Here is a 21,922-nt window from a genome sequence, read left to right as displayed (position 1 = left end):
CCGCCTAGCTCAGTTGGGTTTTTTCGAGCCAATCGAGGTACGCGGGCGTGATGTTGCCTGAAATGTAGTCGCCAGTGAAGCAACTCATTTCGAGCGACGTCACCTGCGAGCCTTCGATGATCGCGGCTTGCATGTCTTCAACCTCTTGATAGATGAGTGCATCGGCACCCAACTCCATCGCGATCTCAGGAATCTTGCGGCCATGACCGACAAGTTCTGCGCGGGTCGGCATGTTGATGCCATAGACGTGAGGGAAACGTACGGGTGGTGCTGCCGACGTGAAGGTTACCTTGTTTGCTCCGGCTTCACGGGCCATCTGCACAATCTCTTTTGAGGTGGTGCCGCGCACAATCGAGTCGTCGACGATCAGGATGTTCTTGCCCTTGAACTCGCTGCCCATCGCGTTGAGCTTCTGCTTGACGCTTTTCTTGCGTTCGGCCTGACCGGGCATGATGAAGGTGCGCCCGACGTAACGGTTCTTGTAGAAACCTTCGCGGTATTCGACACCCAGTTTCTGGGCGACCTGCATTGCTGCGGGTCGTGCGGAATCTGGAATCGGCATAACAACGTCGATATCACCCATGGGTGTGTACTTGGCGATGGTGTCGGCCAGCTTGTTGCCCAGACGCAGGCGAGCCTCGTAAACCGAGATGCCGTTCATGATCGAGTCGGGGCGAGCGAGATAGACGTATTCGAACGAGCACGGAATCAGCACGGGTGCTTTCGCGCACTGCTTCGAGAACATCTCACCGTCGGGCGTAATGAAGATTGCTTCGCCGGGGGCGACATCCCGAACCAGTTCGTAACCGGCGCTTTCGAGAACGAGAGATTCGGATGCCACAATCCATTCGTTGCCCACGAGACCAGTCTGGCGTCGGCCCAAAACGAGGGGGCGGATGCCGTAGGGGTCACGGAAGGCGAGCAAGCCGTGGCCAGCGATCAGAGCAATCGCGGCATAGGAACCCTCAACACGGTCGTGTACGCGGGAGATGGCGGTGAAGACCTGCTCGGGGTCAAGATCAAGGCCCGATACTTGCTCTTGAAGTTCGTTGGCCAGCACGTTCACGAGAAGTTCGGTGTCACTCGTGGTGTTGAGGTGACGGCGGTCAATGCGGAATAGTTCATCGGTGAGCTGCTGCGTGTTCGTGAGGTTGCCGTTGTGAACGAGGATGATGCCGTAGGGCGCGTTCACATAGAACGGCTGCGCTTCATTCTCATTGAAAGCATTGCCCTTCGTGGCGTAACGAACATGCCCGAGGCCCGACGTTCCGACGAGGTTACGCATATCGCGAGTGCGGTACGCCTCTCGCACTTGACCGTTTGCTTTCTGCAAGTGCAGGGTGCTGCCGTCGGCAGTGGCGATTCCCGTGGAGTCTTGACCGCGGTGCTGCAGGAGCAGCAGTGCGTCGTAGACCTGCTGGTTGACGGGTTGAGACGAGACGATACCGACAATGCCGCACATGCTTTCGCGTGGCTCCCTGAGGTCGAAGAGACCGTACCCGGTGTGAGTACGATCTAGTTTCTCATACCCCAGCTGTAGTGCCGCCTGCAGGCAACCGCAGACCGGTACGCTTGAGCCGTGACCGAGAACTCTTCCTCCAGTTATGCCGCAGCCGGCGTCGATACCGCAGCCGGCGATCTTGCCGTCGAACTGATGAAGTCGGCTGTCAGCGCCACTCACGGTCCGAACGTTCTTGGGGGCGTCGGCGGCTTTGCCGGACTCTTCGATGTCTCGTTTCTGAAGTCATACACCCGCCCCCTGCTGGCAACGTCGACGGATGGTGTGGGCACCAAGGTCGCGATCGCTCAGGCACTCGACAAGCACGACACCATCGGCCAAGACCTCGTGGGCATGGTCGTTGATGACATTGTCGTTGTGGGCGCTAAGCCCCTCTTCATGACCGACTACATTGCGTGCGGCAAGGTTGTGCCCGCCCGAATCGCCGACATCGTTGCGGGAATCGCTCGTGGATGCGCCGCTACCGGCACAGCTCTCGTTGGCGGAGAAACCGCAGAACACCCCGGCCTTCTTGGCCCCGACGACTACGACGTTGCCGGTGCTGCTACCGGTGTTGTTGAGGCGGATGCCCAGCTCGGCCCCCACCTCGTCACCGAGGGCGACGTCGTGATCGCGATGGAATCGTCGGGCATCCATTCCAATGGTTTCTCACTCGTACGCCACATCTTGGTCAACAACAAGATCGGCTACACCGACCGCCTTGACGACCTCGGCGGAATCGTCGGTGAAGTGCTCCTCGAGCCCACTCGCCTCTACACGACTCCACTGCTCAACCTCCTTAGTGCACAACCCGGTGCGGTTCACGCCCTCAGCCATGTCACCGGCGGCGGAATTGCTGCCAACCTCGCCCGCGTGCTGCCCCTCGGCTCATGGGTAGAAGTTGAGCGATCGACCTGGTCGCCGCCGAGCGTCTTCCGTGTGCTCTCAGATTTGGCTGGTTCCACCCTCGAAAGTGCCGAAGGAACCTGGAACTTGGGCATCGGAATGATCGCGATTGTGGCGGCCGACTCTGCTGACGCAACAATTGCTGCGCTGACCGTCGACGGCATCCCCTCCTGGGAAGTCGGCCGAGTTTCGATGTCTGTGCAAGACCTCTCTGGATTCGAACAGGGTGCCAAGGGGGTGAATGGTGGTGCCGTGCGCTTGAATGGGCGCTATGGCAACTAAGCAACCCGACACTGCCGAGACTGGCCCCGCGCCAGCAAAGACCGTGCGCCCTGAACCACTTGAGGCACACGACGGCTCGCCCGCCGCAGCACTCTGGAGTCTTAACTCGCGGTGGCGTCACATCAATCACGGCTCGTTCGGGGCAGTGCCCGTCTTTGCCCAGCTCCGCCGCATGGCCTACCTGCAAGAAGCTGAGAGCGCCCCTCAACGCTGGTTCATGTCGGCACCAGCCCGCGTCGCGCAGGCCCGAGCCGACCTTGCCGATTTCATTGGTGTGGATGCCGACCAGTTCGGTTTCGTCCCCAACGCCAGTGCCGGAATGACGGCGTCGATTCGCGCACTCGGTTTAGGGGCTGGTGACGAGATAATCATCACCGACCACGCGTACGGCGCCGTCGCTTTCTCCGCGCGACGTGAAGCCCGCCAGCGCGGTGCCAAGGTGCGCACGGTGCGCATCGAACTTGACGCAACTGCGGATGAGATCCTCACCGTGTTTGGCAAAGCCCTGGCCAAAAAACCGGCCGGCCTCGTCATTGACGCCTCAAGTTCTCCGACCGCGCGCGAGTTTCCGGCGGCGGCGCTCGCCGAACTCGCCCAGCAGCACGGAGTGCCCCTGCTCGTGGATGCCGCCCACGCCCCCGGCGTGCAGCACCGACCTGCAGAAGGTGTTGCTGCATCCGCGTGGGTGGGCAACATACACAAGTTCGCGTGCGGCTTCCGCGGCACAGCAGTGTTGGTGGCGGAGAAGAAATTCGCGAAGAATCTCTACCCGGTTATCGACTCGTGGGGAATGGATGAACCGTTCCCCGGCCGCTTCGACCACCAGGGCACGATCGACTACACGCCCTACCTAGCGAGCGTCGATTCCATCAGGGGGCTCGATGAGCGCATTGGCTGGGACTCCATTCGTTCGTACATTGGGTCGCTGCTCGACTATGCCACCCCGATCGTTGCCGACGCGCTCGATACCGCTTCGGGCGAGGAGTCACGAGTGGATGTCGGCATGCCGGCTCCCGGTATGCGTCTGCTGAGGTTGCCCGGCACGCTGGGTGCCACCGGCCCCGATGCGCAAATCGTGCGTCAACGAATCAGTGACGAACTGGGATTCGAAACTCAAGTGACGAATTGGCGCGACACCGGCTACCTCCGGCTCGCCGCGCACGCCTACAACAGCCCAGACGACTACGAGCGCTTCGCCGAAGATGTTGTGCCGACGCTCGTGAGTTGGGCGCGCGAAGGCTAGCCGCGCAGCTTCATGCGCTGCTCTGATGCACGCTCTCGGGCGAGAAAAAGGCGAGCGCCCGGCCCCAGTTGGGGGTTAGGTGCTCGTCGTTTCTGTCAGATTTCTATGCTGATAAATCTCTGTACTAATAAATTTCTGTACTGATAAATCTCTGTGCTTAGTGAAGACGGCTGTTAGGCGCTGCGAGTTTCCTCGTCGTCTTCGGCTTCGTACTCATCGCTGGAGGTATCTCCTGCGGAGTATTCTGGCCACTTTTCGCTATCTTCGGAGACAGGAGCGGTGCTATCTGACCCACTCAATTCTCGAGCAAGCGCGCCATAGTTCGTGTCTGGGCTGAAGTACTTCAAATCCCGTGCGACTTTGGTGTGCTTTGCCTTCTGACGGCCGCGTCCCATGCGAGACCCCCTCATGCTTCTGTCCCGGTGCACCGACGGTGGTCAGCGAACGAGCGAACAGGGATGGATGAAAACTAAACCACAGTTTAGCACGAGGGTTACCTATCTCTTTGTGGGCCATGCACAGGGTGGCCTAGGGCGGGTAACGTTAGCCCGTGACATCCACTACCGACACCGACACCTCTGTTGTCGTCATTGGTGCTGGGCAAGCGGGCCTCTCTGTTGCCTACTACTTGCGCCGACTCGGGCTTGATCCTGGCAACGACTTTGTTGTGCTCGACCGGGGCCCCGATGCGGGCGGTGCGTGGCAGTTCCGTTGGGAAGCTTTGCGCATCGGATCAGCCCACCGCATCAACGATCTGCCGGGACTCGACGAGTTGGGTTTGAGTTTTGACACCGCCGACAAACACATGCCGGCAAAAAAAGTGGTCTCGGACTACTACCGCGAATACGAGAAGCACTACAACTTCCATGTCGTTCGCAACGCTGACGTAATTTCTGTGGAAAACGACGGCGACCACCTCAATGTCATCTTCACTCTCGATGGTGAAGAAACCAAAACTGTCAGCACCACAACGGTCGTCAACGCGACTGGCACCTGGGGCGCACCATTTATCCCCTGGTACCCGGGGCTCAAATCATTCGAGGGTCGGCACCTCCATACGAGCGAATACAAGAGCGCGCGCGAATTCACCGACCAGAGTGTTGTTGTGGTCGGGGGCGGAACCTCAGCGATTGGCTTCTTGCTCGAACTCGAAAACTTGGCAAAGAATCTCACTTGGGTAAGCCGACGCCCCATAGATTTTCTCGAAGATGGTGGACTCAACCTTGAGGCGCGCAAAGAAGCAGTACAGATCCAAGATGAGGCGGCACGCGCGGGTCGAGCGCTTCCCAGTATTGTCAGTGGCACCGGCGTGCCCCGCACCAGACGGATTCAAGCCGGTATCGAAAGGGGCGTGCTCACTCCACGCCCAATGTTCTCCAGCATTGAGCCCGATGGGGTGCGCTGGAAAGACGGTGCCTTCCAGCAGGCGGATGTCATCATCTGGTCAACAGGATTCCGCCCAGAACTTCGCCACCTTGCCCCGTTGAAGCTGCGCGAGAAAGAGGGCGGTGTTTCGGTGGGGCAGGGAGTCGCGTGGAAAGATCCCCGAGTGTTCTTTGCCGGCTATGGACCCCAGGCATCCACAATCGGTGCAAACCGAGCGGGGCGGATGATCGCCCGACAGGTCATCGCGACCCTCAGCAAGATTCAGGCGATGAAGCACTAGCGGCCGCACTCACCGCGGTGTTCGGGCTCGGTGCTGGCGTTAGCTTCTCGGTTCCGGTGCTTGACACCCAGAGTCGAGCAGTTAAGTCGCGAGAGCAATCAACCAGAAGTAGGTTGCTGCCGCAGCACCAATACCCACGATCAGGTTGGCTGCGACGTTGAGCAGCGCTACGCGAACTCGCTTGAGCGTCGCGAGTTGAATCGTCTCGACGCTGAGGGTGCTGAAGGTGGTGAGTCCGCCACAAAGCCCGGTGAGCAGTATGACTTCGAGGTTCGGGTCGATGGTTCCGATGTGCGCCAGCCCGGCAAGCATGCCGCCGAGCGCTGACCCGATTGCGTTGACAACGAGCACGGCCCACGGGAATTGCGTTGTGGAGGCAAAAGCGCGTGTGGTCAGGTATCGCAGGATTGAGCCGGCCGCACCAGCGATAAGGATTGCTGCGACTACTCCGCCGGTCATTCGGTCATCATTTCTTCTTGCACCGTGTCGCTGTCGAGTTCGGCGGCGCCCAACCGGCGAGCACGGCGCGAACCCAGCCACAGCCCAAAGGCTGCGGCGGCAAGCCCCAGCACCATCGTTGCGGCCAAGTAGATGACGGCGAGCACCCACTGGTCAACCCCGGTCAGGTGCACGACGGCGATGGCTAGTGCCGAGAATGTGGTGAACGAGCCGAGCAATCCTGCGCCGAGGCCGGCACGCACCCAGGAGGGTGATCGCTCCCACAGTTCGGCAACGATGAGCGCGAGCATGAAGCTTCCCAGAATGTTGGCGAGGAGGGTCGAGACAGGAAATAGGCCGTCGCCGGTTGCGAACGCAAGATCGAGGGCGAAGCGCAATCCCGTGCCGAGTGCGCCGCCAACGGCAACAGCAGCAAGGTCCCGAATCATTGCGTGCCCTTTCGGTGGTTCGTGGCGGTTGGCCCGCACTGTCACCTTATGACAAGACGACCCCCTGTCGCGGAGTATTGCGGCCTTAGACTTGGCCCATGCCCCGCACCAGGTCACGCCGCCGCCTGTGGCCGTGGATCGTACTGGTTGTTGTTGTGGTTCTTCTCGTGCCGGTTGCCATCATCGTGGTTCCGATTCTCACGCATGAGAGTGCCGGGCAGTCGAACCAGCAACAAACTGAGGAAGAGTGGCCGCTCTCGGTGTCGGCGGCGGGTGACGACGGGCGAACGCGAACGCTCAGCGTTGCGGGCGAAAACGGCGAACCGATCGAAACCGACGCTCTCGTTCGTGGTGAACGTGTTGTCGTGAGTGGCACCGGGTATGACGGCTCGCAGGGCGTCTACGTTGCCGTGTGTGTCATCCCCGAGACTGCCGCTGACAAGCCTGGCCCGTGTATTGGCGGCGTTCCCAGTCAACAACAGGAAGACGTCACCGCCGGCACTGTGCAGTGGGCTCCGAGCAATTGGATCAATGCCGACTGGGCGTGGCGGCTGTTTGGCGCTCGCAGCTATGACGACGCGTCCGCGGGTGCTTTCACGGCGTACCTCGAGCTGGGCGACCCGCTGGGCGAAGATGCTGACTGCATCACGAATGCGTGCGGAATCTATACCCGTAACGACCACACCGCCCTCAACGATCGTGTGCAGGATGTCTACGTGCCAGTGCAGTTCAGCGAATAGAGAGAGATCGGCCATGTCGCACCCCGTCATCCATGTTGCCCAAGAAGTTCAGGACGCTGTCCGCGACAACCGACCCGTCGTCGCACTCGAGTCCACCATTTTTACCCACGGACTTCCTCGCCCTCGCAACCTTGAGGTCGCACTTGAGGCAGAGGCTGGTCTTCGGGCTCAGGGCGTCACACCCGCCACCATTGGTGTGTTCAACGGCGTTCCGACCGTGGGCCTCAGCACCGAGCAGATTACGACGCTTTCCCACACGGATGACATCGCCAAGGTCAGCCTCCGCGACCTGCCCGTTGTGTGCGCACTACGCAAGCACGGCGGCACGACGGTCGCGGCGACTGCTTTTCTTGCCCACCACGCTGGCATCAGGGTTTTTTCTACCGGCGGCCTCGGCGGCGTGCACCACGGTGCGGCCGAAACCTTCGACGAGTCAGCGGATCTGACCACCCTGGCCCAAATTCCGATTCTCGTGATCAGCGCTGGCGTTAAGTCCATTCTCGATATTCCGGCCACCCTTGAGCGTTTCGAGACCCTGAACATCCCGGTCATTGGCTACGGCACCACCCACTACCCGGGCTTCTACGTCACTGACTCAGGCTTCACCATTGGTTACTCCGTTGACACTCCCGACGAGGTCGCCGCGATCGTCAAGGCTCGTGATGACCTTGGCCTTCCGCAGTCGGTACTGCTCGCGAACCCGGTCGCTTCCGACAAGCAGCTTCCGCCGGAACAGCTCGACGACATCCTCACGCGTGCTTGGGCCGAAGCTGAGAAGCAGGGCATCAGCGGAAATGCGTCAACTCCGTTTCTGTTGGACTTCATCCAGCGCGACACAAACGGCCTCAGTTTGGACGTCAACGTTGAGGTCTACCGCGGCAACGTCGCCCTCGGTGGTCTCGTCGCCGCGGCGCTGACCCGCTGACGGCGAGACACCGTCATGCTGGGAATAGTCGGAGATCTTGTCGAGGACGTAATCGTCTGGTTGGCTGAGCCTCTCAGACAGGGGACAGACACGGAAGTCGAAATCTTCCACACCCGGGGAGGCAGCGCAGCGAATGTGGCTAGCTTCGCCGCTCGACTCGGCCCCACCCGGTTCATCGGATGTGTAGGGAACGATCATCTCGGTGACTCGCTGGTGCACGATCTGGAGGCGGACGGCGTCGACGTTCGCGTGCAGCGCAAGCATGTCACCGGAACCATCGTCATCCTGATTGACCAGACGGGCGAACGGAGCATGCTGCCCAACCGGGGAGCGGCAAAGCTGCTCGATGAGGTTCCCGACGAATGGTTGGACGGGCTTGAGCTTCTTCATGTGCCGGCATACTCCTTCAGCGGAGATCCGGTGGGGAGCACCACGATCGATGTGATCCGCCGCGCCAAAGAGAAGGGTATTTTGGTTTCCATCGACGCCTCATCCATCGGCATGCTCGCCCAGTATGGGGTCGAACGTTTTCTCGAGCTGATGGCGGCGCTGCGCCCGGATTTCCTTATCGGAAATGAGAGCGAAATGGCGTTCCTCGGGGTCACCGTCGACGGCCAACCCGGCCCTCACGCGAGCCAGCTACCCAACACCGTCATGGTAACCAAAGCAGGCGCCGACCCGACCGTCGTGCACCGGCCGGGGGAAGAACGGTTAGTGGTTCCCGTGCCGCCCGTTCCAGAGGTGCGTGATCTCACAGGCGCCGGTGACGCATTCGCCGCAGGATTTCTCAGCACGTTCCTCACGACTCATGACCTGCGGCACGCGTGCGTCGGCGGTCATGCATCAGCCGCCCTAGTGCTGTGCTCACCCGGGGCATCCGCTGGGCAGGTCGACTGAGCCGCATCACGCGAGATCGCCGCTGGAACCATGAGCCACGGAATTGTGAAGTGCACGATGGGGCCGATCAGCAGGGCGAAGGCGAGAGTGCCCCAGCCAAGGTTTCCGCCAAGAACGGCACCGATGGTAAGCACGACAAGTTCGATGCTGCTGCGCACGATCCAAATCTTGCCGCCAAATTTGCGGTGGATGCCCGTCATCAGGCCATCGCGCGGGCCTGGCCCAAAGCGGGCACCGAGATACAGCCCCGTGGCGATGCCGAGGAGTGCGAGACCGGCGATGAAAAGGAGGATACGCAGGAACAATCCTTCGACTTCGGGCAGCATCCAGAGTCCAACTTGGGCGCTCGGCCCAACAAGCGCAACGTTAAATACGGTGCCGATGCCGGGTTTCTGGCGAATCGGTATCCACAGCAGCAGCACGATCAGGCCAATGATGTTGGTGACAAAGCCAAAAGGAATTCCGGTCGTGAGCGAGACTCCTTGACCGAGCACGTCCCATGGTGCGACTCCAATCTCGGCTCGGATCATGAGTGCAATGGCGAAGCCGTAGAAAAAGAGCCCAAAGGCGAGCTGGGCCACGCGGCGAGCCATGATGAGGCGGGGAGTCATAAGGGTATCCAATTACTTGATTGGACTCTGAGCAAGAGGCCAATTCGGCTATTCTGGCATCATGAATAGCCTTTCCGCACGCGCATTGGTTGTGATGATGGGCGAATGGCGACCCGCAGCATCCACGTCGGCGTATGTTGCTGTCGCCGACCGCATCCGTCTCCTGGTTATGGATGGCCGCATCCTGACCTCAACGCGCTTGCCCGCTGAGCGCGAGCTGGCACTCGCTCTCGGTGTGAGCCGCACAACGGTGACCGCTGCCTACTCCTCACTGCGCGAGGGTGGCTACGTTGAAAGCACCCGAGGTTCGGGGAGTGTGGCGCAGCTGCCGCACCGGTCAATGCTGATTCCCGACACTGCCGCGCCGCAAATGCTCGACTTCAGCAAGTCGACGATGGCGGCGGCGCCCGAAGTGATTGCGGCCTCCCAGAGAGCGGCCGAACAGTTACCGGCTTACTTAGGGGAGTCAGGGTTCGACCCGGTCGGCCTCCCGGTGCTGCGTGAAGCCATCGCCCAGCGCTATGCCGATCGTGGACTGCCCACGAGCCCAGACCAGATCATGGTCACCCTCGGCGCCCAGCACGCCATTGCTCTTATCTCGCGCACGCTCATGTCTCGTGGCGACCGCGCACTGATGGAGAACCCGAGCTACCCGCACGCTCTCGATGCCCTTCGTGCTGCCGGGGCGCGACTCGTGCCGGTGGGGGTGTCGACGGAGACGGGCTGGGATGCGCTCGCCGTCGAACAGGCCATCCAGCGAACGAGCCCATCGCTCGCGTATCTCATGCCCGACTTTCACAACCCCACGGGTCAGTCGATGCCCGACGAACTTCGCGCAAAGGTGCTCTCGCTCGCCGCGCGTCACGGCACCGCGGTGATCGCTGACGAAACGATGGCCGAACTCGACCTCGATGGCACCGGAAATCGGCTACCGTTTGCCGCTCATGGCAACGCGATCTCGGTAGGATCTGTCGGCAAAACCGTGTGGGGTGGCCTGCGCACCGGCTGGATTCGTGCCGATCATGCCACTATTCGCCAACTCGTCCGTGCCCGGTCGGCTGGTGACCTCGGCACACCATTGCTTGAACAGCTTGTTGTCACCAATGTGCTCGAAGATTTCCCTGCGATTTTGGATGCCCGCCGCATGTCACTTCGTGCTGGCCGCGAGCACCTCACCACCCTCCTCCGGGAGCAACTGCCGGCCTGGCATGTGCCGCACACCCCCGGCGGAATGACCGCCTGGGTGGGGCTCGGTCAGCCCGTCAGCTCGCAACTTGTATTGGCGGCCCGCAATGAGGGTCTCGTCATCGCGGCGGGTCCACGCTTTGGCATGGACGGGGCTTTCGAGCGATTCCTGCGCATTCCGTTTAGCGGAAATGCCGCAGAATTGGAACAGGGCGTTTCGGCACTGGCGGCCGCCTGGTCGACGGTAATGCGGCATCCGTTCTCGCCGGCAAGCAGCGAACTGGCGAACGTCGTTTAGTTCACAACTAATCTCGCGAGAGTACGCGCAGTTCGGTACACCCTGCGAGAATTGGGGTAACCAGTTTGTGGACTCGCCACAGCACCCACGTTTAACAGCAACGAAAGCTACCTCGTGCACCTGCTCTCCGTTTTCTCATTGCGCAACCGAGCCCTCATCGCGCTCATCACAATCGTCATCGGAATTTTCGGAGGGGTGGCGCTAACGTCGCTCAAGCAAGAGCTCATCCCATCGTTGTCGCTGCCGCAGATCTTCATCATCTCGACGTACCCCGGCGCATCACCTACCGTCGTCGATAAGGATCTCTCGGCGCCGATCGAAGCCGCAATTCAGGGTGTTCCCGGCCTCGAGTCCACCACGGCCACGTCGAACTCTAACTTCTCCAATATCTCCGCAGCGTTCGCCTACGGCACCAATATTGCGACCGCTGAGCAGAAAGTTCAGTTGGCCATCAACCGGATCTCGGGTCAACTCCCTGACTCCGCCCAAACTCAGGTGCTCACCTTCAACTTCACCGATCTGCCGGTCGTGCAGATTGCTGTCTCGAGCGATCTTGATGCCAAGGAGCTGTCTCGCAAGCTTGAGGCGTCCACTCTGGTCGATATCAATAAGTTGGATGGCGTCAGTGACGCAAGTCTGCTGGGCACGTCAACCCAGCGGCTGGTTATCACTCCCGACCCGGAGAAGCTCTTTGCGAATGAGCTGAGCAACCAAGACATTCTTGCGGCACTTGATGACAATGGTGTGCTGTTGCCCGCTGGTGAGATCACCGAGAACGGTGAGACGCTCACCGTGCAGGCAGGTCAGCGGATTTCGTCGTCTGACGAGGTTGCTTCCTTGCCGCTTCTCGGTGGCACCAACACCGAGGTTGTGACGATCGATGATGTCGCGACCGTCGAGGTGATTGACGATCCTGCTACCGGAATCTCGAGAGTTAACGGTGACGCAGCACTCACCATTGCCATCACGAAGAGCCCTGCGGGCAACACGGTTGCTGTTTCGCAAGCGGTGAACGATCTCATCCCCGAGCTTGAGAGTGCCCTCGGCAGTAACACGAAGTTCACGGTTGTCTTCGACCAGGCGCCGTTCATTCAAGAGTCGATCAACAGCTTGACGACTGAGGGCCTGCTGGGGCTCGTCTTTGCCGTGATCGTGATCTTGGTGTTCCTGCTCTCGATTCGTTCGACGCTGGTGACCGCGATTTCGATTCCGGCATCCGTGCTCATCACTTTCATCGGTATGCAGGTTTCGGGCTACACCCTCAACATCATCACCCTCGGCGCGCTCACCATCTCCATTGGTCGAGTAGTGGATGACTCGATTGTGGTCATCGAGAACATCAAACGGCACGTGTCGATGGGTGAGCCAAAACTGCAAGCCATTCAGATTGCGGTGAAGGAAGTTGCTGGTGCTATTACGGCATCCACGGTGACGACCATTGCGGTGTTCTTGCCGCTGGCACTCGTCGGGGATATCACCGGTGAACTGTTCCGGCCGTTCGCGCTAACCACCGCGATCGCACTCTCCGCGTCACTCTTTGTGTCGCTCACTATCGTTCCCGTGCTCGCTTACTGGTTCCTCGGAAACAAGGCAGCGCCGCGTCACACGGAAGAGGCTGTCGAGCACGCCCACGCCGCCGGTCTTCCCCAAGCGGAGAAGACGACTGTGCTGCAACGTGGGTACCTCCCCGTGATCAAGTGGACGCTGAAGCGCCCCGTTGCGACCCTCCTCACCGCTGTTCTTTTGCTTGGCGGAACCGTCGCCCTCGTTCCCTTCATGAAGACCAACTTCATTGGAGACAGCGGGCAGAACACGCTCACGGTCAGTCAGACCTTGCCCCTGGGCGCGAGCCTTGAGGCGCGCGACGAAGCGGCAAAGAAGGTCGAAGATGTTCTGATCGGACTCGACGGCGTTGACACCGTTCAATTGTCGATCGGTTCCAGCGGTGGCTCACTTCGCGCCGCATTCTCCGGCAGTGGGTCGAGCACGTTCTCGCTCACCACTGACCCCGCGGTCGACCAGGTCGCACTGCAAGCGAAGGTACGTGACGCTGTTGCCACGATCGACGATGCGGGTGAGGTTACTCTCGCGGCGGCATCCAGTGGGTTCGCCTCAACCGACATTGAGATCAACATCACCGCAACCAGTGATTCTGAGCTGCGCGAAGCATCGGATGCTCTGCTCATGCAGGTGCGCGACCTTGATGTGGTTGCCGAAGCCACCAGCAACCTGTCGGAGCAGCAGCCATTCATTGAGGTTGCGGTTGACCGCGATAAGGCGGCGAAGCTCGGATTGAGTGAGATTGCTGTTGGCGGGATTGTTGCCGGCGCGATGAACCCGAATGCGGTCGGTAGCGCAGTGATTGACGAAGCGACGCTCTCGATTTATATCCTCAACGATTCAGCACCGGTCACAGTGGACGAGTTGCGCAACTTCTCGATCCCCAGCGCTGTCGGGCTAGTTCCGCTCACTGATGTGGCGGCGGTGACTGTTGAGGATGGCCCCGCCAGCATCACTTCGGTGAAGGGTGTGCGCAGTGCGACACTCAGCGTGACGCCCAGCAGTGATGACGTGGGAACGGCATCCGCTCTCGTTGCTGCCGCAGTTGATGACGCGAAGCTGCCTGCGGGTGCGTCGGCTGAACTGGGTGGTGTTGCCACCCAGCAGACGGATGCGTTCCAGCAACTCGGGTTGGCACTTCTCGTGGCTATCCTGATTGTCTATGTGGTGATGGTTGCGACCTTCAAGAGCCTGCGCCAACCTCTGCTGTTGCTGGTGTCGGTGCCATTCGCGGCGACCGGTGCGATTGCACTCCAGGTGATCTCGGGCATCCCGCTCGGCGTTGCGTCACTGATCGGTGTACTCATGCTTATCGGTATCGTCGTCACGAACGCGATCGTGCTCGTTGACCTCATCAACCAGTACCGGGTGAAGGGTATGCGCGCTCGCGAGGCCATCATCGAGGGTTCGTCGCGTCGACTCCGCCCGATTCTGATGACAGCGGCAGCAACAATCTTTGCGCTCCTCCCGCTCGGCATTGGTCTCACCGGTCAGGGTGGATTCATTTCGCAACCCCTCGCGATCATTGTGATTGGTGGACTTGTTTCGTCGACCCTGCTCACCCTCGTGGTGTTGCCCGTTCTCTACTATCTCGTCGAGGGCGCGAAGGAACGTCGCGAAGACCGCAGGACCGCCGGAACAGATCGCAAGAGTCGTCGCGCGGCCAAGAAAGCTGGCCGTGAGCCGAGCGCTGTAGGATCCACGAGCTAAGAAATTGGTTGCGTCCATTTCCCTCGGATGCCCTAGGCTGATCCGGGGGAAATGGAGATTCTGTCATGAATATTGCTGGGGCAAAGAGCACGGTAGGCCAATCAATTCCGGTGCCGATTGTGCGTTCGGAACAGTTTGGCTGGGCTCAGAAACGGTGGGCCGATCAGCCGACGGTGTGGCCGAAGTCTCCGCCACGAATCGCACCGCTCACGGCGATCACGCACGTGCTCCTTGCGCTGTTTCTGATTGTGGCCGTCGCGGGTATTGCCGTTTACCTTCTCGAGTACCTCGCTGCCTCGTCGGCTGATGCTAATTGGCAGCTGGTTCTCGGCGCAATCGCGGCGGAACTTGTCATCGCCCTGATCGCGGTGGGGCTGGCGAGGATCAATCTTGCGATCGGCGTTGCCAGGGTCATGTTTTTGCTCTTTGCTGTCACTGCTCTTATCGGTCTGGTAGTCGGCGGCGTGCTTGTCTTCATGAACCAGAGTTCCGCATCCGATTTCACGACCATCCCGCAGCTCAGCAATTTGCCGTTGCTCATTGTGGGAGCAGTGTTTGTCGCTCTCGCGATTGCGGTCTGGATAAAACTGAATACACAGGTCAGCAGTTTTGCGCACTGGCGCGGCAACGTTGCGACGGCAAATCAGACCGTGTTCCCTGACGGTCAGCGCGAGCGCTATTTCGCGGGTGCGCACGTTGTACTCAACGAGCATTCGGGTGAACTGGAGCGACGACTTGCGGTCGCCGAGCGACTGAGTGCGCCGCTGCTTGAGCAGCTCTTGCGGATGCCAGGCGTCACTATCGTTCAGGGCATTGCGTTTCCGGGTTCGCGCACCGCACACGTCGGGCACGCTGTTATCGCGGGTAACCAAATCGCGTTCATTGACTCCCTGCTATGGGCGCCCGGTCAGTATGTGTTGGATGCTTGGGGCTGCGTTGTGCGCGACGGCAAGATAGACGAACACATCAATGTGACCACCGCGATAGCTGCCGAACGATACACGGCAGATCGCCCCCAGCTCACAATTCGTTCGTGGGCTGTAGTGCACCGACTGGTGGATGCTCCGCTCACGGTCGCAACTGATCCGCAGAATGCGGTTCGACTCGTCACCCCTGACGATTTGCTGCGCGAGGTGGGCGAGTGGCTGGCGCCGGTGGGAGAGCAGATTGACACGTTCGTGCTGCAGTTTGCGGTGAATTCACACGTTAAATAGTGCCGAGCATCCACTCGCCCCTCGCAATCGGTTGCGCAATGGAGTAACGTTGTCGGGTCGGCTCAAGACAGCGCGAAATCTCGCGTAGGGTTTGTAAGTCTTGCGGGCCGGTTTGCCAGCACACACGTCGGAAAAGTTCAGGCGGCTGGTGACAATCACACGAATGTATGTGACGGCCTCGGTCAAAGACTGCCCGGGTTCAGTAGTGCAGTGCACGAATGCTCAAGTTGGTTCTTCAGTAACTAAGTAACTTGGTGAGCGTTGGCGTGCGCGCGCTCCACGCACTAGATGTGTTTCATCTACGAATAACCCGGAAAGCATCATGCCTAATTTCAATAAACCTGCCACAGGCCGTGGCAACAAGAACTTCAAGCCCGCACCTAAGGGTGGCGGTGGTGCTCGCAGTGAAGGGCACCGCGGATTCCGTGCCGACCAGGGCGAAGCGCCCAAACGTCGCTGGAGTGCAGATGACCGTGCCGCGCGCACCGGCGACCGCAAGCCCGGTGCCGCTCGCGGTGGACGCGATGAGCGCCGCCCCGACTGGACCCCGCGCGAAAAGCCTGCCCGTGGCGGACGCCCCGAGAATGGCGACCGCAACGAGCGCCCCTCCTATGGTGACCGTCCGCAGCGCAATGAACGTGGTGCTTATGGTGACCGCTCCCAGCGCAGTGAACGCCCAGAGCGCGGAAGCTCTGGCGATCGTCCTCAGCGTGACTCGCGTCCGGACCGTGGTGGATACAGTGGCCACTCAGAGCGCCCGTCATACAACGATCGCGCTCAGCGCAGCGAGCGCCCTTCCTATGGTGACCGTCCCGAACGTGGCGGGCGCCCGTCTTACGGAGACCGCAACGAACGCCCCCAGCGCACCGAGCGCCCTTCGTACAACGACCGGGCTAACCGTGGCGCATCCGCCGGCCGTACCGAGCGTCCTTCGTATAACGACCGCGCCCAGCGCACGGAGCGTCCCGCATATAACGATCGCGCCCAGCGCACGGAGCGTCCCGCATACAACGATCGCGCTCAGCGGTCAGAGCGTCCCTCGTACGGTGACCGCCCCGATCGTGGTGGCCGTCCGTCGTACAATGACCGCAACGATCGTGCGCAACGCTCGGAGCCGCGCGAAAGCTCGTACTACCCGAACCGTGACGCCAAGTCGTCGCACTCGCAGCAGGAAGATGTTGTACTTGAGCGTCTTGTAGCCAAAGTAGTTACTGCGAGCGAGGTTGCAGGCAAGTCGTTCCTCGACCTCGGTATTGGTTCGAACATTTCGCGTCAGCTCGCATCCATGGGTGCAGAGTCGCCGTTCCCCATCCAGGCAGCAACCATCCCCGATGTTCTCGCCGGCAAAGATGTTCTTGGCCGCGGAAAGACCGGATCGGGCAAAACCATTGCTTTCGGTGCGCCCCTCGTTGAGCGCCTCATGGAAAACAATGGTGGCAAGGACCGTCAGATGGGTCGCAAGCCTCGCGCCCTCATCCTCGCGCCGACTCGTGAGCTTGCTCAGCAGATTGACCGCACCATTCAGCCCATCGCTCGCAGCGTTGGTCTGTTCACGACGACCATCGTTGGTGGCGTTCCTCAGTACAAGCAGGTTGCAGCGCTCACGCGTGGTGTCGATGTCATCATCGCTACCCCCGGTCGTGTTGAAGACCTCATCGAGCAGGGTCGACTGGACCTCAGTCAGGTGAAGGTTACTGTTCTCGATGAAGCAGACCACATGTGCGACCTTGGGTTCCTCGAGCCTGTTCAGCGCATCCTGCGTGAGACCAGCGTAGGCGGCCAGAAGTTGCTGTTCTCGGCAACCCTCGACAAGGGTGTTGCCACTCTCGTCAAGGAGTTCCTTGTTGACCCGGCTGTGCACGAGGTGGCTGGCGAAGACCAGGCTTCATCCACGATCGACCACAAAGTTCTGCTCATCGAACAGCGCGAAAAGCGTGCGATCATCAAGCAGCTTGCTGCGGGTGATGGCAAGACTCTCGTCTTCACTCGCACGCGTGCGTTCGCCGAAGAGATGGCCGAATTCTTGAGCATGGGGGGAACTCCGGCGACCAGCCTCCACGGTGACCTCAACCAGTCGCGTCGTACCCGCAACCTCCAGATGCTCACGAGTGGCAAGGTAAATGTTCTCGTCGCGACAGACGTTGCCGCCCGCGGCATCCACGTGGATGACATCAGTCTCGTTATTCAGGCTGACGCTCCCGAGGAGTACAAGACGTACCTGCACCGCGCTGGTCGTACCGGTCGCGCCGGCAAGGTCGGCACCGTTGTCACGCTCATCAACCGCAACCGCCGCCGCAAGATGGACGAATTGCTCGGCCGCGCCGAAATCGACGCAGAGTCGATCGACGTCGCTGCCGGAGACGTCGTCATCGACAAGTTGGCTGCGCTCTAACTAGCACCCAGCTCACATCAGCGTAAGAGAGCCCCGGATGCCCCACTCACGTGGTAGGTATCCGGGGTTTTCTGCATCTTCAGAGGGTGGAGTCGCAGCCGCCTCTCGTAGAATCGAATTATGAACGACAAACCATCAGCCGCGGCGCGTGCCGGTTCCGCACTGGGACACGTGGCGAGTTCTGCGGCCCGTGGAACGCGCGCCGCGATCCGTAAAAACCCGACTTCGAATCGCGTCTACCGTACGACGATCGGTGTCGTCGGCGGTACGACCGTCGTGCTTGGCATAGCGCTGATTCCCTTGCCGGGGCCGGGCTCCCTCATCACGGTGGGCGGTCTCGCCCTTCTCGGAACAGAGTTTGAGGCGGCAAAGAGAGCCAGCGGCAAGGCTAACGCTCTCGCGCGCAAGGCCCTCGCTGCTGCGAACGAGAAGCGCAAGCGCCGGGCAGAAACTGGTTTCGCAAAGGGAACCCATAGCGGCGATTCATCAGGGTCTGACCATAGAATTCGAACATGACTTCACATGACAAAACTCAGGACGAACCGATGATGGACGGTGCCACTGACGCTGCTGCGCGCGAGAAGTTGAAGGGCAAAAACGAGCAGGACAACGCTGACGCGACACTTGGCAGCGCCCTTGACGACAGCCTTCGCAGTATTCATGAGGTCGGCGAAAACAGGGCTGCGGAAAGCGTGGACGGTGAGAAGGCCCCCTGACCTGAGGCAGATGTGAGTCCGCAGGTAAACACAAGTGTGGCGGTCGTCGTAAAAGTGCAATAGGGTGTCGGCATGTCGGATACTCACAACGAACGCGCCCTCGAAGACGATATTGTTACCGACTTCAGTGAGCGGATGTCGTACGGTTCCTACCTAGAACTCGACCAGCTACTCAGCGCGCAAACCACGCAGAGCAAGCCTGAGCATCACGACGAGATGCTGTTCATCATCCAACATCAGACCACCGAGCTGTGGCTCAAACTGGTGATCCACGAACTGACTTCGGCCCGCGATCTGATCGCCAACGACAACCTCTCTATTGCGCTCAAGCGCATTGCGCGCGTCAAGCACATCCAGCGCACTCTCACCGAGCAGTGGTCAGTGCTTGCGACCCTGACGCCCAGTGAGTATTCGCAGTTCCGTGACTACTTAGGTAGCTCATCCGGATTCCAGTCGCACCAGTACCGCGCGGTTGAGTTTCTGCTCGGCAACAAGAACGCCGGCATGCTCAAGGTCTTCGAATCTCAGCCCGAAGCGCACGCCCTGCTCAGCACACTGCTGGCCGAGCCCAGCGTCTACGACGAGTTTCTCCGCTACCTTGCCCGGCACGGCTACGACATCCCGGCAGCCGTACTCAACCGCGATGTCACGCGCGGCTACGAGCAGAACGATGACCTCATCGACACGTTCCGCCACATTTACGACAACGAGAGCGAACACTGGCTCGCCTACGAAGCGTGCGAAGAATTCGTTGACCTCGAAGACAACTTTCAGCTGTGGCGCTTCCGCCACATGAAAACAGTCATGCGCATCATCGGCATGAAGCGTGGCACCGGCGGGTCAAGCGGTGTCGGCTTCTTGCAGAAAGCACTCGATCTCACCTTCTTCCCTGAACTATTCGCTGTGCGCACCGAGATTGGGCGTTCGTGACAGAGCCCGTCGGCGCGGCAAGCGTCGACTATGCGATTGATGCGTACTGGGAGCGCGGCTGGCATGGTCCGGCCATTGTGCGGGTTACGCCATCCTCAATTACGGTACTTCCGGATGCCCCAACCGCCGATCACCACAACTCTGGTGCGCGCCACCTCCCGGGAGTGCTGCTTCCGGGCTTTCGTGACTCGCACGTGCATCTCGGGCTGATCGAGCCGCGTAGCCTCATCGCGGGCGGCCTTGCTGCGGTTGATGACCTGGGCGGAGACCCTGGCCGTCTTATCGAATGGGCGAGCGACAACATGGTTCCTGCGCTGCGCTATGCGGGGGCATTCATTACGGCACCCGGCGGCTACCCTGCTACTCGCGCGTGGGCCGCAACACTCTCGGTGTGCGAAGTGTCAACGCCAGAGCAAGCGATCGCGGTTGTGGCTGAGCAAGTAGCTGCGGGGGCATCCCTCATCAAAGTCACGCTGAATACCGATGATGGTCCGGTCATCGCCGATGAGACGTTGGATGCCGTGGTCGAGTACTCGCACAGCAGAGGCTGCGAAGTTGTCGCGCACGCGCAAGGAATCGGCCAGGCACAGCGAGCCTTCGATGCCGGTGTTGATCGTCTCGCCCACACACCGTGGTCGGAACGTCTCGATGACGCCCTCATTGAGACGATGGCGCAGAGCGATCCACGTTTCTTGGGTGGGCGCCACTCCTGGGTCAGCACCCTCGACATCCACGGCTACGGTCAACGCGGTATCGACTGTGACATCGCCAGCGACAACCTGCGACGGTTCCACCTCGCCGGGGGAATCGTGCGGTACGGCACCGACCTCGGCAATGGCGATCTTCCGCCGGGACTCAACCAGCGCGAGCTTGTCGCCCTGCAGGATGCCGGGGTGCGTAACGACGCTCTCCTTCGAGCGCTCTGCCTTCCGAGCCTCGGCAGCACCGTGAGCTACCTTCCGACCGTTCCCGACGCTGATACCGATCTTGCCCAATGGCTGATGACCGCAACTGTACTGACCGCACCCGAACTAATGAGGACCCGATGAATACCACACCCGATGCGGCAACCAAGGATGCCGTTGACCCGCTTGCCGCCTTCCCCGCCAAGTTTGTGCGTTCCCCCGAAGTGCGCGCCTACCTCGACGGCAACTCACTGGGCCGCCCAACCACCGCGAGCGCAGAACAATTAGCATCCTTCGTTAACGACCAGTGGGGTGGTCGCCTCATCCGCGGCTGGGACGAATCATGGTACGAACTGCCGTTGACTCTCGGCGACCGACTCGGCCGCGCAGTGCTTGGCGCAGCGCCCGGGCAAACGTTTATCGGCGACTCCACCACGGTCATCCTGTACAAACTGATCCGCGCCGCACTCACAGCACGACCCGATCGCAGCGAAATTGTCATCGACACCGGCAACTTTCCCACCGACCGCTATCTCGTCGAAGGAATTGCCGACGAACTCGGCAAAACGCTGCGGTGGGTCGACCCGCCCATCGACGGGGGAGTAACCGCCGACCAGCTGCGCGCGGTCCTCACCGAGAGCACCGCCATCGTCGTCATCAGCCATGTCGCCTACCGCTCCGGACACCTCGCTGACATGCCCGGCATCACCGCGCTCGTTCACGAAGTGGGTGCGCTCGTACTCTGGGATACCTGTCACTCCGCCGGAGTTGTCGAAACCGAACTCGACGAGTGGGGTGTCGACCTCGCCGTCGGGTGCACCTACAAATACCTCAACGGTGGGCCAGGCTCCCCCGCCTACGGGTATGTGCGCGCAGAACACATCGAGAGCATGACCCAACCAATCCAGGGGTGGATGGGCAGCAGCACTCCCTTCGAAATGGGGCCAGGCTATGCGCCGCACCACGGCATCCGTCGCTTCATCAGTGGCACGCCGTCGATTATTGGATCCCTTGCCATGCAAGACATGCTGGGACTCATCGAGCAGGCCAGCATTCCTGCGATTCGCGCAAAGTCTGTCGCGCTCACCGAATTCGCGCTTGAACTGGTCGACGAATTGCTCGTTCCGCTCGGCGTCACCGTGAGCTCACCGCGCAATTCCGATGAGCGTGGCAGCCACATCACGATCGACCACGAGAGTTTCGGCCGCGTCAACGCCGAACTGTGGAAACAGGGGATCATTCCTGACTTTCGCCGGCCCCACGGCATCCGCTTGGGGCTATCACCGCTGAGCACCACCTTCGCCGAAGTGCAGTTGGGGATCGAAGCAATTCACGCAGCCATGGTGAAGTAGCAGCC

At 60.6% G+C, this 21,922-nt stretch carries 20 protein-coding genes; 15 read left to right on the top strand and 5 right to left on the bottom strand.

The features are described from left to right. Positions 1-4: 4 nt before the first annotated feature. Complete coding sequence (gene purF, locus AADH44_RS12135) at positions 5-1,462, bottom strand: amidophosphoribosyltransferase (protein ID WP_341953121.1); 1,458 nt, start codon at positions 1,460-1,462, stop codon at positions 5-7. 117 nt (positions 1,463-1,579) lie between these two features. On the opposite strand from purF, the gene purM reads away from it, so the two are divergent. Both purM and AADH44_RS12125 read left to right on the top strand, forming a co-directional pair. Then, complete coding sequence (gene purM, locus AADH44_RS12130) at positions 1,580-2,686, top strand: phosphoribosylformylglycinamidine cyclo-ligase (protein WP_341953119.1); 1,107 nt, start codon at positions 1,580-1,582, stop codon at positions 2,684-2,686. Continuing rightward, entirely contained in the window at positions 2,676-3,929 is a 1,254-nt protein-coding gene (locus AADH44_RS12125) for an aminotransferase class V-fold PLP-dependent enzyme (protein ID WP_341953117.1), read from the top strand. Before purM ends, AADH44_RS12125 begins: the two co-directional genes overlap by 11 nt. 173 nt (positions 3,930-4,102) lie before the next feature. Here AADH44_RS12125 and AADH44_RS12120 read toward each other — a convergent pair whose 3' ends face one another. Next, positions 4,103-4,324 carry a DUF3073 domain-containing protein gene (locus tag AADH44_RS12120; protein WP_341953115.1) on the bottom strand — a complete coding sequence of 74 codons (222 nt, stop codon included), beginning with the start codon at positions 4,322-4,324 and terminating at the stop codon, positions 4,103-4,105. A gap of 155 nt (positions 4,325-4,479) precedes the next feature. Between AADH44_RS12120 and AADH44_RS12115 the strand changes: the two genes are divergently transcribed. Next, positions 4,480-5,595: an FAD-dependent oxidoreductase gene (locus tag AADH44_RS12115; protein ID WP_341953114.1), complete on the top strand. Its 1,116-nt coding sequence runs from the start codon at positions 4,480-4,482 to the stop codon at positions 5,593-5,595. Between the two features lie 81 nt (positions 5,596-5,676). On the opposite strand, the gene crcB is transcribed toward AADH44_RS12115, so the two are convergent. Then, positions 5,677-6,054 (bottom strand): fluoride efflux transporter CrcB, encoded by a 378-nt coding sequence (gene crcB, locus AADH44_RS12110; protein WP_341953111.1) that lies wholly within the window; start codon positions 6,052-6,054, stop codon positions 5,677-5,679. After that, complete coding sequence (locus tag AADH44_RS12105; RefSeq protein ID WP_341953109.1) at positions 6,051-6,482, bottom strand: CrcB family protein; 432 nt, start codon at positions 6,480-6,482, stop codon at positions 6,051-6,053. Before AADH44_RS12105 ends, crcB begins: the two co-directional genes overlap by 4 nt. A gap of 98 nt (positions 6,483-6,580) precedes the next feature. Between AADH44_RS12105 and AADH44_RS12100 the strand changes: the two genes are divergently transcribed. From AADH44_RS12100 to AADH44_RS12090, 3 genes are read left to right on the top strand one after another with little or no spacing between them, the layout of a single operon-like run. After that, complete coding sequence (locus AADH44_RS12100) at positions 6,581-7,222, top strand: hypothetical protein (RefSeq protein WP_341953107.1); 642 nt, start codon at positions 6,581-6,583, stop codon at positions 7,220-7,222. 13 nt (positions 7,223-7,235) lie between these two features. Then, positions 7,236-8,147, top strand: a complete 912-nt coding sequence (locus AADH44_RS12095) for a pseudouridine-5'-phosphate glycosidase (RefSeq protein WP_341953106.1) — start codon at positions 7,236-7,238, stop codon at positions 8,145-8,147. Positions 8,148-8,162: 15 nt separating this feature from the next. Continuing rightward, positions 8,163-9,044 carry a carbohydrate kinase family protein gene (locus tag AADH44_RS12090; RefSeq protein WP_341953105.1) on the top strand — a complete coding sequence of 294 codons (882 nt, stop codon included), beginning with the start codon at positions 8,163-8,165 and terminating at the stop codon, positions 9,042-9,044. Here AADH44_RS12090 and AADH44_RS12085 read toward each other — a convergent pair. Then, positions 8,984-9,655, bottom strand: coding sequence for a hypothetical protein (locus AADH44_RS12085; RefSeq protein WP_341953103.1), 672 nt, complete (start codon positions 9,653-9,655; stop codon positions 8,984-8,986). The two genes, AADH44_RS12090 and AADH44_RS12085, sit on opposite strands and share 61 nt — an antisense overlap. 61 nt (positions 9,656-9,716) lie before the next feature. On the opposite strand from AADH44_RS12085, the gene AADH44_RS12080 reads away from it, so the two are divergent. From AADH44_RS12080 to AADH44_RS12040, 9 genes are all read left to right on the top strand, one after another. Continuing rightward, the gene (locus AADH44_RS12080; RefSeq protein WP_341953101.1) at positions 9,717-11,138 is read left to right on the top strand and encodes a PLP-dependent aminotransferase family protein; all 1,422 of its coding nucleotides are present in this window, start codon (positions 9,717-9,719) and stop codon (positions 11,136-11,138) included. A 114-nt stretch (positions 11,139-11,252) separates the two neighbouring features. Beyond that, the gene (locus AADH44_RS12075; RefSeq protein ID WP_341953099.1) at positions 11,253-14,408 is read left to right on the top strand and encodes an efflux RND transporter permease subunit; all 3,156 of its coding nucleotides are present in this window, start codon (positions 11,253-11,255) and stop codon (positions 14,406-14,408) included. Positions 14,409-14,473: 65 nt separating this feature from the next. Then, positions 14,474-15,622, top strand: coding sequence for a hypothetical protein (locus tag AADH44_RS12070; protein WP_341953098.1), 1,149 nt, complete (start codon positions 14,474-14,476; stop codon positions 15,620-15,622). Positions 15,623-15,944: 322 nt separating this feature from the next. Then, positions 15,945-18,014, top strand: coding sequence for a DEAD/DEAH box helicase (locus AADH44_RS12065; protein ID WP_341953097.1), 2,070 nt, complete (start codon positions 15,945-15,947; stop codon positions 18,012-18,014). Positions 18,015-18,134: 120 nt separating this feature from the next. Beyond that, positions 18,135-18,530, top strand: a complete 396-nt coding sequence (locus AADH44_RS12060) for a PGPGW domain-containing protein (RefSeq protein WP_341953094.1) — start codon at positions 18,135-18,137, stop codon at positions 18,528-18,530. After that, a complete protein-coding gene (locus tag AADH44_RS12055; protein ID WP_341953092.1) occupies positions 18,527-18,730 on the top strand; it encodes a hypothetical protein in 204 nt (67 codons plus the stop codon). The genes AADH44_RS12060 and AADH44_RS12055 overlap by 4 nt, the downstream gene beginning before the upstream one ends. A 72-nt stretch (positions 18,731-18,802) precedes the next feature. Then, positions 18,803-19,660 carry a tryptophan 2,3-dioxygenase gene (kynA, locus tag AADH44_RS12050; RefSeq protein WP_341953090.1) on the top strand — a complete coding sequence of 286 codons (858 nt, stop codon included), beginning with the start codon at positions 18,803-18,805 and terminating at the stop codon, positions 19,658-19,660. Then, positions 19,657-20,709, top strand: coding sequence for an amidohydrolase (locus AADH44_RS12045; RefSeq protein ID WP_341953088.1), 1,053 nt, complete (start codon positions 19,657-19,659; stop codon positions 20,707-20,709). Before kynA ends, AADH44_RS12045 begins: the two co-directional genes overlap by 4 nt. Beyond that, entirely contained in the window at positions 20,706-21,917 is a 1,212-nt protein-coding gene (locus tag AADH44_RS12040; protein WP_341953086.1) for an aminotransferase class V-fold PLP-dependent enzyme, read from the top strand. The genes AADH44_RS12045 and AADH44_RS12040 overlap by 4 nt, the downstream gene beginning before the upstream one ends. Positions 21,918-21,922 lie beyond the last annotated feature (5 nt).

The sequence above is a fragment of the Salinibacterium sp. TMP30 genome, from assembly GCF_038397785.1.
Lineage (GTDB): Bacteria > Actinomycetota > Actinomycetes > Actinomycetales > Microbacteriaceae > Rhodoglobus.
The sequence above is the reverse complement of the archived record's forward strand: the minus strand, read 5'-3'. Positions and strand labels throughout refer to the sequence as shown.